Below are 8,262 nucleotides of genomic sequence, written 5' to 3' on the forward strand. Positions count from 1 at the left end.
GCTATGCACAAGAGTATATCCACACCACCACCAGTCTCTTTCAGGTGCAGCCTGTCTGCAATCCAGGCTCCCGTACGCGTTAACCAACACAGATCAGGTCAGGGATACCCATGAGTTCACAACCGATTGTTGACAGCATCCTATCCGCCCGGTACCTCCGGAAAGGGGAGAAGGATTTTTCCGACATCTGCCACCGCACAGCAGCGGCCCTTGCCGATAACAATGAGGAGGAAGCCCGGTTCTTTGAGGCCATGACCTCACTCCGTTTCCTTCCCAACTCCCCCACCTTGATGAATGCCGGCACCGAGCTCGGCCAGCTCTCTGCCTGCTTCACGCTGCCGGTCCCTGACTCTATTGACGGTATCTTTGATGCCATGAAGCAGGGAGCCATCATCCACAAGACCGGCGGCGGCACCGGGTATAACTTCTCCGGTCTCCGGCCCGAGGGATCTCCTGTCCAGTCAACCGAGGGCGTTGCCTCAGGCCCCGTCTCGTTCATGCGGGTCTTCAATGCAGCAACGGAAGTCATCAAGCAGGGCGGCCGCAGGCGCGGGGCGAACATGGGAATCCTGAATGTCTGGCACCCGGACATTCTCCCGTTCATCACGGCCAAGACAACAGAGGGTGAATTTGCCAATTTTAATATCTCCGTGATGGTGAACGACCGGTTCATGGACCTTGTTTCCAAAAAGCAGTTCGATACCGTATGGCTTATTCACCCCAATACAGGGGATAAAGTCACGGTCGGCCGGATCTGGACTGCGATTGTTGAGGGGATCTGGAAAAATGGTGAACCGGGTATCCTGTTCTTTGATGAGATAAACCGGAGGAACCCGACACCGCAGCTGGGAGAGATCGATACCACAAATCCCTGCGGTGAGCAGCCGCTCTTCCCCTACGAGAGCTGCGTTCTCGGGAGCATCAACCTTGCAGCCTGTATGCAAGGTGGTGTGCTTGATGAACGTTTACTTGAGGAGACTGCCCGCATGGGTACGCGCTTCCTCGATCTGGTCATTGATAAGAACACCTTCCCCATCCCGCAGATTGCAGAAGCAACGAAGCGGACACGGAAGATCGGCCTCGGGCTGATGGGGGTTCACGACGCCCTGCTCATGGCCGGCCTGGCCTATGACTCTTCTGAGGGAAGGGCGTGGTGCGAGCGGGTTATGCAGCTCGTCACCCGTGCCGCGGTTGACGAGTCGCGGGAGCTTGCTGCAAAACGCGGACCATTCCCCTCATGGGAGGGGAGCACCTGGGAGGAGTTCCCGGTCAGGAACGCGGCGATGACAACCATCGCCCCGACCGGCACCATCTCGCTGCTCGCCGGGTGTTCGAGCGGGATCGAACCCATCTTCTCGTTTGTCTATACGCGGAAAAATACCGTTGGCAAAACGTTTGTCATCGTCAACCCGGTCTTCCGCGAGCGCCTTTTTAAGACCCTCTCCACCCTGGGCTTTGGCAACGGTGGACTGGAAAAGAAAACAGAGGAAGTCATCACGCATGTGCACGAGAAAGGGACGGTCCAGGACCTTCTCTGGCTCCCTGCGGATTTCCGGAGCCTGTACAAGACTGCCCTGGACATCAGCTGGAAAGACCATATCCTGATGCAGGCAGCGTTCCAGAAACATGTCCACGCTTCCATCAGCAAGACCATCAACATGCCGGCATCGGCAACGCGGGATGACTGTGCCGAGGCGCTCCTGATGGCCTGGACCCTGAAACTCAAAGGGATTACCATCTACCGGACCGGCAGCCGTGAAGACGTGGTTCTTACCCTGAAAGAGAACGTCACTGCGCCAGCTGCTCCAGCGACTCTTCCAGCAGGGCGGAATGTACCGGAGAAGATCCCTGCACTCTCTATTGACCGGCCAAAAGAGCTCTCAGGAAGGACCTATCTCTGCCAGTCCGGCTGTTGCCGTCTTTATGTCACCGTCAATCTCATGGATGGAAAACCGATGGAGGTCTTTATCAGGACGGTCGGGAGCGGGGGCTGCGAGGCGAACAGCAGCGCCCTTGGCCGGGCCATCAGCACCGGGCTCCAGAACGGTGTCCCGTACAACAAGTTCGTCAAGCAGTTTGCCAAGGTCAACTGTGTTGTCGCTATCAAGAACGCGTCATCGGAAGGGCATTCGTGTGCGGATGTTGTCGGGCGCTGTATCGAGCTCTCGGCCAAGAACCAGAGTATCACAACCCTCAAAGACTGGGACATCCGGGAGGTGGGGGCGAAGAACCCCTGCCCGGACTGCGGCGAACCACTGGATTTCGGGGAGGGCTGCAACAAGGGAATCTGCAAGCATTGCGGCTGGACCGGGTGCAGCTGAAGACATCCGACGCACAATCATCCGGGATTACCAGAACTCCGGTCATCCTCTCAAAATATATGGGGGAAAGAAACACTCATTTCTCCATGTCATATGGGAAGACCCTCCTTTTCATCTACAATGCCGATAGTGGCATCCTGCCGGGATTGAAGGAGTATTCCTCGAAGGCCGGCATAGCGCACGGGCGGAATTTCTGCAATTTAACGGCAATAACCAGTACCCCGATCGGCATGAAGAAAGACTGGAAACGGTTCGTTCAGGACTTAAACATCCCGGCCCGTTTCCTGAACCGGAATGAATTCATCTCCGAGATCGGGGCAGGGCTCATCACGTTCCCGGCGATCCTTGTCCAGATGGGAAAAGACCTCCTGATTGTTGCCAGCAGCGAAGAGATCAACCGGTGCACGAGTCTTGATGATCTTATCAGCCTTGTCCGGCAGCGATCGCAGGAAATCCCGTAACACCAGAGGGATTATCTCTTCCAGTCCTTTTTCATGGCCTCCGAGCGCAGCTCCTGCGGCATGAGCTCGATTGCATACCGTAGTGCCGTCCGGGGCATCCGGCGCTTGTTCTTCATGACATAGGCAAAGATTTCTTCGGTATGCTTCCGGCTCGCCTCTTTCAGGAGCCAGCCATACCCCTTCTGTACCATGTCATCTGAATCGGTGAGCAGCAGATCGGCAATTTCCATGGATTCCTGGAGAAATCTCCCGTGCTTTGCCGGTACAATCAGGGAAACGGCTGCCGCTCTCCGCATCCACCGGTTTTTCGATTGTGTCCAGCGTTTTAATTCATCAACAGTGTCAGGGAACAGTTCAACAAAATCTCCCAGGGTATGGTTGCAGAAGCCGTCACAGGATGCCCAGTTGGTGATATACGACTCGATCCAGCGCCGGAACACGATCAGGTCGTCGCGTTCGTACTGCCCTGAGAGGGCATGGGCCCATTCGGATACAATGAAGGACTCCTCCATATACCCGGACCGGTAGAGTTCCTCGCACAGGGCGAAGATCTCCGGTTTTGGCCGGCTCTTCACCTCTTTCCAGGAGTTCTTTGCCAGCTTGATGACAGCAGCTGTTTTCGTGCCATAACAGCGGATCTCCTCTTTGAAGAACCGCTTCGAGCTCTTCTGGAGCGCAGGGTCGGCAATATTCTCAAGATCTTTCCGTATCCGGGTGATGACCGGGTCCATACCAATGTGTTGCAGGAATCACGGATAAGGGACGCGGTATGCGGGGAGTGAAGGTGATCGTAGTGTTAATCCCGCGATTGTTCCAGGACCGTCATCCGCGGATAAAAACCGAATTTCCGGTAAAACGGGAATGCAGCCTCGTTACCATCTGCAACAGAGACCCGGTTCCGGATCGAGCCGTTATTGTTGAGCCACGTGAGTGCCCGGGTCAAGAGGTTTGTACCGATACCCTGCATCCGGTAGGTCTCATCAACAGAGATCGATTCTATCTCTCCCTCATTGTCTTTTGAGAGCGAGCTGACACAATATCCTGCGTAAATCCCCTGTTCCGGGTCGAAGGCCAAAACGATCCGGAGAGAACCCTGCATGGCAATTTTTGAGAAATACGCCTTCCGATCGTCAAAAGTCATCCCCGCATAGACATCCTGAAATACACGTGCATTGGCATGGTGGTGCGTGTTGAGCCGTGTCCAGAGCGTGCGTATCAGCTCTATCCCTGAGAGGTCGGTCTCCTGGTATTCAATTGCCGGCATGGATGGACATCATCCGCTCTTCCCATTTTTCGTCGCGCACTGGTGGGCTGAAGCCTCCTCAGTCCCGAGGTATTCAGCCCCCCAGGTGCAGAGCGCCTGGAGGATGGGAATGAGGGTCTTGCCAAAATCGGTGATGGCATACTCGACCCGGGGCGGCACTTCAGGATAGATGGTTCTCGTGATAACACTGTCCTCCTCCAGTTCGCGGAGCTGCTTCGTCAGCATCTTGGTGTTCACGCCCGGAAGCGCTTTCTGGAGCTCGGAAAACCGCAATACATCGTCTCCCAGCGCCCAGAGAATAAGCGGTTTCCATTTTCCGCCAATCACATCCAGTGCCGCCTCGACCGGGCAGTGATAGGATTTACCGTTCCTCGTGTACATTGCAGTTACCTCAATGAAACTATGTTTCTGAAATATCCGTATTTCCTATATATTCAGTTAAGGCAAATTTTAGACCAACGGTCCAGATTACCCTTGCAGAAGAATAGTATGTATTCAGCCTGTATATGGTTTTCTGACCTGACAATCCGCGAAAGCGAAATGAGAGGCAATTATGGAAAAACAACAGATTGGCAACAACTTTTTCATCCCGATGCCGGTTGTCCTGATGGGGACACAGGTCAACGGAAAAGACAATTTCATGGCCGTGGGCTGGTGCGCCCGAGTTAACGGCAACCCCCCCATGATAGCGTGCGGTATTGCAAAGAACCACTATACCCCCAGGGGAGTTGAGGAAAACAAGACGTTCTCCATCAACATCCCCTCTTCCGGACTCCTGGAAAAGACCGATTACTGTGGGATTGTATCAGGAGCCAGTACCGACAAGTCAAAGGTCTTCTCCGTCTTCTTTGGCGGCCTGAAAACCGCACCAATGATTAATGAGTGTCCGGTCACGCTGGAATGCCGTCTCGTGCAGGACGTTTCTCTTCCAACCCACCACCTCTTCATCGGCGAGATTGCAGGTGTGTACGCAGATGGAAAGGTTATCCGCGACGGGAAACCGGATTTCCCCGCAATTGACCCGCTCTTCCTGACCATGCCGGACAACCGGTACTGGACGCTCGGGAAGCATGCCGGTGATGCATGGAGTGCCGGAAAGAACTTCAGGGCCTGATACAACCATGACAAAAGTCATCGCAATAAACGGAAGCCCGCGGAAAGATGGCAATACGTCCATCCTGGCCCGCACCATCTTTGCTGAGCTGGAAAAGGAGGGTATTGAAACCGAACTTATTCAGCTTGGCGGGAAGAAGATCCATGGCTGCACCGCCTGCATGAAATGCTTTGAAAACCGGGACGGGAAATGCACGATCGACAACGATATGGTGAACACCATTATTGAAAAGATGCGGGAAGCGGACGGGATAATCCTCGGATCACCGGTCTATTTCCTGGATGTCACCGCGGAAATGAAGGCGCTCATCGACCGGGCAGGGTTTGTTTCCTATGCCAACGAGTTCCCCCTGAGAAACAAGATTGGGAATGCCGTCGTTGCTGTAAGGAGGGCAGGAGCAAGCCGTACTGCGGACACGATGCTCCATTTCCTTCTTGTTAACGAGATGATCGTTCCGGGACTGCCCGTGATCGGCATGGGGCGGGAGATCGGGGATGTTGAGAGAGATGAAGAAGGCCTCGACCGGGCAAAACACGTCGGGCAGACTATGGCAGCGCTGCTCCTGCACCTGGGCAGGCACCCGCTTCCCTCGCCTGTCCCGGAAAAAGCCGATGATCGTATGACAAAGAAGAAATGAGAATGATGATCATGACCACGATACTTGTCAACCAGGACCTCTGCACCCGGTGCGGGATATGCTCGACGGTCTGCGGATTGGGGGTCATCGACCCCGCTGATGAGAACACCCTGCCCAAAGTACCGGAGGCAAAGGCCGGCATGTGCATCCGGTGCGGGCACTGCGAAGCCCACTGCCCGTCGCAGGCACTCATCGTGAACGACCGCCCGGACGAGAAGGTGCTCCTGCCCTCAGGGGCCGGGGCGATTGCAGCGGATGATCTCGGCTGGTACATGCGGAAACGGCGGTCCGTGCGGCACTTCACGAGCGATCCCGTTCCAAAGGAGAAGATCCTTGAACTCCTGGACATTGCCCGCTATGCGGCGTCCGGGGGCAACGGGCAGCCGGTGGAGTGGATTGTTCTCCACGAAAGGAAGATGGTGCACCGGGTTGCCGAACTGACCATCGAATGGATGCGGACGCTTCTGAACACCGGCCACCCGATGAGCGGCTATATCCCGTTCCTGCTTGGGGCATGGGAGAGCGGAAATGATGTCATCTGCCGCGATGCCCCCCACCTCCTTGCAGCAACCATCCCGGAGAACAATCCGGTCGCGGTCACTGACGGCATCATTGCCCTTACCCATGTCGATGTAGCGGCCCCGGCCTTCGGGGTTGGTACCTGCTGGGCAGGGTTCGTTGCCATGGCAGCATGGTCCTACAAACCCCTCCGGAAAGAACTGGGTATCTCCGACGGACGAACGCTCTCCTACGCGATGATGTTCGGTCACCCGCAGTACAAAATTCATGGCATCCCCCGCAGGAAATCCCTTCAGGTGATGTGGCTGTAGGGATATCGGAACCGGATAATTACCAAGAACAGGAGATGGAAGAATGGATGTCTTAAAAGCGATCAGCAAACGGCGTGCGGTCCGGCAGTACCGGCCTGATGCGGTCAGCTGGGAACAGGTTCACGCGCTCCTCGATGCTGCCAACCAGGCACCGTCAGGACTGAACCGGCAGCCATGGGAATTCCTCGTAGTGACGGGAAAGAAGATCCGTGAGATGGGGAAGAGCTACCACTCGACCCTCACGGAATACCTGAACAACTGGGAGGCATCACCGATGAGCCGCTCCCTCAGCCGTGACGAATTCATCCGGTTCTCGAAGACCTACGGGGGAGCACCCGTGGTCATCGTGGTGCTTGTAAAGGCCGATCCAATCCCGAACTTCCGCAAGGCTGACCTTGAGAGTGCGAGTGCGGCGATGCAGAACCTCCTGCTTGCTGCTACCGCCCTCGGGCTTGGCACCTGCTGGATGACCGGGCCTATCCATGATGAGAAAACCCTGAGAGCGATTCTCGCTATACCCGGCGATCGCGAGATCGTTGCGGTTACCCCGCTTGGGTACCCGGCAGGAATCCCGGATGCCCCGCCCCGTCATGATCCAGACCTGGCAACCAAAGTCCGGTGGGTGGAATGATTCCCCATCCACGTGCGATCCCGGTACGGTGGTAAACCTTCCAGTTGAGGGAGGAGATGACCGGACCGGGCCGGGAAACCGGAATAGCCGGGCTTTGCGACCGGTTCGGGTTTACCATTGGACGCATATGTGAGGATCCTGCTAACCGGAGTTGCGGGCGAAGGGAATACGGAACTTCCGGCTGAGGGTGTTTGAACATTTTTGAGCAGGAGTATACCAATCACAAAAAAATTTTCCGCCGGATTTTTCTTTGGCCTGAGAGCACCTCCGGCACCCCGGGCAGGCAATCTCCGTCGTGAGCCGGCCCGGATTTTTGTAACATCGCGATGCTACTGGAGCATGTACATGCTACTCGCGCATGATTATGTTACAGGCACTTGTGCTGCTTTGATCTGTGCGAGCCGCAAAGCGAGGCTGCCCGCAGCAGTGATCCGGTATCTCATCCGCTTCCGGTCAGCATCCGGGCCGGGGCATTCTTCGATCAGTCCCCCTGCAGCCATGGTCCTCAGAATGTTCGAGAAGGTGCCCTGAGTCAGCTCGTGCTGAACGGTCATCCCGCCGGGACTTCCCGCTGTGCCCGGTTGCGCTCTCCCCCGCTTTACCCCCCGCGTCCTTTTCGGGACATAGTATGCCTCCACCTGGTTGTAGAGGTACGAGCGGGACAGGCCGGCTACCGGGTCCTCCATCACCTTCTCCGGCCGCCGTGCAAGGGACTCTAATACCCTCAGGTAGTTCCTGTTTGCGACAACTGCCGCAACCGGGATTTTCGGCACGCCGAACTCCGCCCGCTCCTCCCTGCCGTCCGGGCCCGGCAGCGTGTACCGGGTCTTTGCCCCCACCCAGAGCGAGAGGGAGAAGAAGGCCATACAGAGATCCTTTGGTCCGCCCGAGAGATCGAACGTGAGCCGTGCGCCCGGGTGCTCCTTCCGGATCCGGAAGAGGGCATCCCTCGCAGTCGCAAGGACCGGCGGCGGTAGGAACCGGAACGATACCGGGACCTTCAG

General features: G+C 56.4%; 10 protein-coding genes. 6 read left to right on the forward strand and 4 right to left on the reverse strand.

The window, feature by feature from the left end; all coding sequences use genetic code 11:
• The first annotated feature begins 110 nt into the window (after nt 1–110).
• Nucleotides 111–2,321 (forward strand): adenosylcobalamin-dependent ribonucleoside-diphosphate reductase, encoded by a 2,211-nt coding sequence (locus tag CW742_RS03775; protein ID WP_292416660.1) that lies wholly within the window; start codon nt 111–113, stop codon nt 2,319–2,321.
• 86 nt (nt 2,322–2,407) lie between these two features.
• On the forward strand, nt 2,408–2,782 hold the full coding sequence (locus CW742_RS03780) for a hypothetical protein (RefSeq protein ID WP_292416661.1): 375 nt from the start codon (nt 2,408–2,410) through the stop codon (nt 2,780–2,782).
• Nucleotides 2,783–2,793: 11 nt separating this feature from the next.
• Here CW742_RS03780 and CW742_RS03785 read toward each other — a convergent pair whose 3' ends face one another.
• The 3 genes from CW742_RS03785 to CW742_RS03795 all read right to left on the reverse strand — a co-directional run bounded on the left by CW742_RS03785 (nt 2,794) and on the right by CW742_RS03795 (nt 4,427).
• On the reverse strand, nt 2,794–3,513 hold the full coding sequence (locus tag CW742_RS03785; protein WP_292416664.1) for a DNA alkylation repair protein: 720 nt from the start codon (nt 3,511–3,513) through the stop codon (nt 2,794–2,796).
• Between the two features lie 65 nt (nt 3,514–3,578).
• Complete coding sequence (locus CW742_RS03790; RefSeq protein ID WP_292416667.1) at nt 3,579–4,046, reverse strand: N-acetyltransferase; 468 nt, start codon at nt 4,044–4,046, stop codon at nt 3,579–3,581.
• A 9-nt stretch (nt 4,047–4,055) separates the two neighbouring features.
• Nucleotides 4,056–4,427 (reverse strand): helix-turn-helix domain-containing protein, encoded by a 372-nt coding sequence (locus CW742_RS03795; RefSeq protein ID WP_292416670.1) that lies wholly within the window; start codon nt 4,425–4,427, stop codon nt 4,056–4,058.
• A 172-nt stretch (nt 4,428–4,599) separates the two neighbouring features.
• On the opposite strand from CW742_RS03795, the gene CW742_RS03800 reads away from it, so the two are divergent.
• The 4 genes from CW742_RS03800 to CW742_RS03815 are packed head-to-tail and all read left to right on the forward strand — an operon-like array spanning nt 4,600 to nt 7,258.
• Entirely contained in the window at nt 4,600–5,160 is a 561-nt protein-coding gene (locus CW742_RS03800) for a flavin reductase family protein (RefSeq protein ID WP_292416675.1), read from the forward strand.
• 7 nt (nt 5,161–5,167) lie between these two features.
• Nucleotides 5,168–5,797, forward strand: a complete 630-nt coding sequence (locus CW742_RS03805; protein WP_292416677.1) for a flavodoxin family protein — start codon at nt 5,168–5,170, stop codon at nt 5,795–5,797.
• Between the two features lie 11 nt (nt 5,798–5,808).
• Nucleotides 5,809–6,627: a nitroreductase family protein gene (locus CW742_RS03810; protein ID WP_292416679.1), complete on the forward strand. Its 819-nt coding sequence runs from the start codon at nt 5,809–5,811 to the stop codon at nt 6,625–6,627.
• Nucleotides 6,628–6,670: 43 nt separating this feature from the next.
• Complete coding sequence (locus CW742_RS03815; RefSeq protein ID WP_292416682.1) at nt 6,671–7,258, forward strand: nitroreductase family protein; 588 nt, start codon at nt 6,671–6,673, stop codon at nt 7,256–7,258.
• Nucleotides 7,259–7,620: 362 nt separating this feature from the next.
• Here the strand turns inward: CW742_RS03815 and CW742_RS03820 are convergent.
• The coding region (locus CW742_RS03820; RefSeq protein WP_292416683.1) for a hypothetical protein at nt 7,621–8,262 on the reverse strand (642 nt) is incomplete at its 5' end.

The organism is Methanoregula sp., assembly GCF_002835825.1.
Taxonomy (GTDB): Archaea; Halobacteriota; Methanomicrobia; order Methanomicrobiales; family Methanospirillaceae; genus Methanoregula.

Bases quoted from the DNA above. Each gene is read 5' to 3' on its own strand.
- CW742_RS03775 (WP_292416660.1), top strand. From the start codon at position 111: ATGAGTTCACAACCGATTGTTGACAGCATCCTATCCGCCCGGTACCTC.
- CW742_RS03780 (WP_292416661.1), top strand. From the start codon at position 2,408: ATGTCATATGGGAAGACCCTCCTTTTCATCTACAATGCCGATAGTGGC.
- CW742_RS03785 (WP_292416664.1), bottom strand. From the start codon at position 3,513: ATGGACCCGGTCATCACCCGGATACGGAAAGATCTTGAGAATATTGCC.
- CW742_RS03790 (WP_292416667.1), bottom strand. From the start codon at position 4,046: ATGCCGGCAATTGAATACCAGGAGACCGACCTCTCAGGGATAGAGCTG.
- CW742_RS03795 (WP_292416670.1), bottom strand. From the start codon at position 4,427: ATGTACACGAGGAACGGTAAATCCTATCACTGCCCGGTCGAGGCGGCA.
- CW742_RS03800 (WP_292416675.1), top strand. From the start codon at position 4,600: ATGGAAAAACAACAGATTGGCAACAACTTTTTCATCCCGATGCCGGTT.
- CW742_RS03805 (WP_292416677.1), top strand. From the start codon at position 5,168: ATGACAAAAGTCATCGCAATAAACGGAAGCCCGCGGAAAGATGGCAAT.
- CW742_RS03810 (WP_292416679.1), top strand. From the start codon at position 5,809: ATGACCACGATACTTGTCAACCAGGACCTCTGCACCCGGTGCGGGATA.
- CW742_RS03815 (WP_292416682.1), top strand. From the start codon at position 6,671: ATGGATGTCTTAAAAGCGATCAGCAAACGGCGTGCGGTCCGGCAGTAC.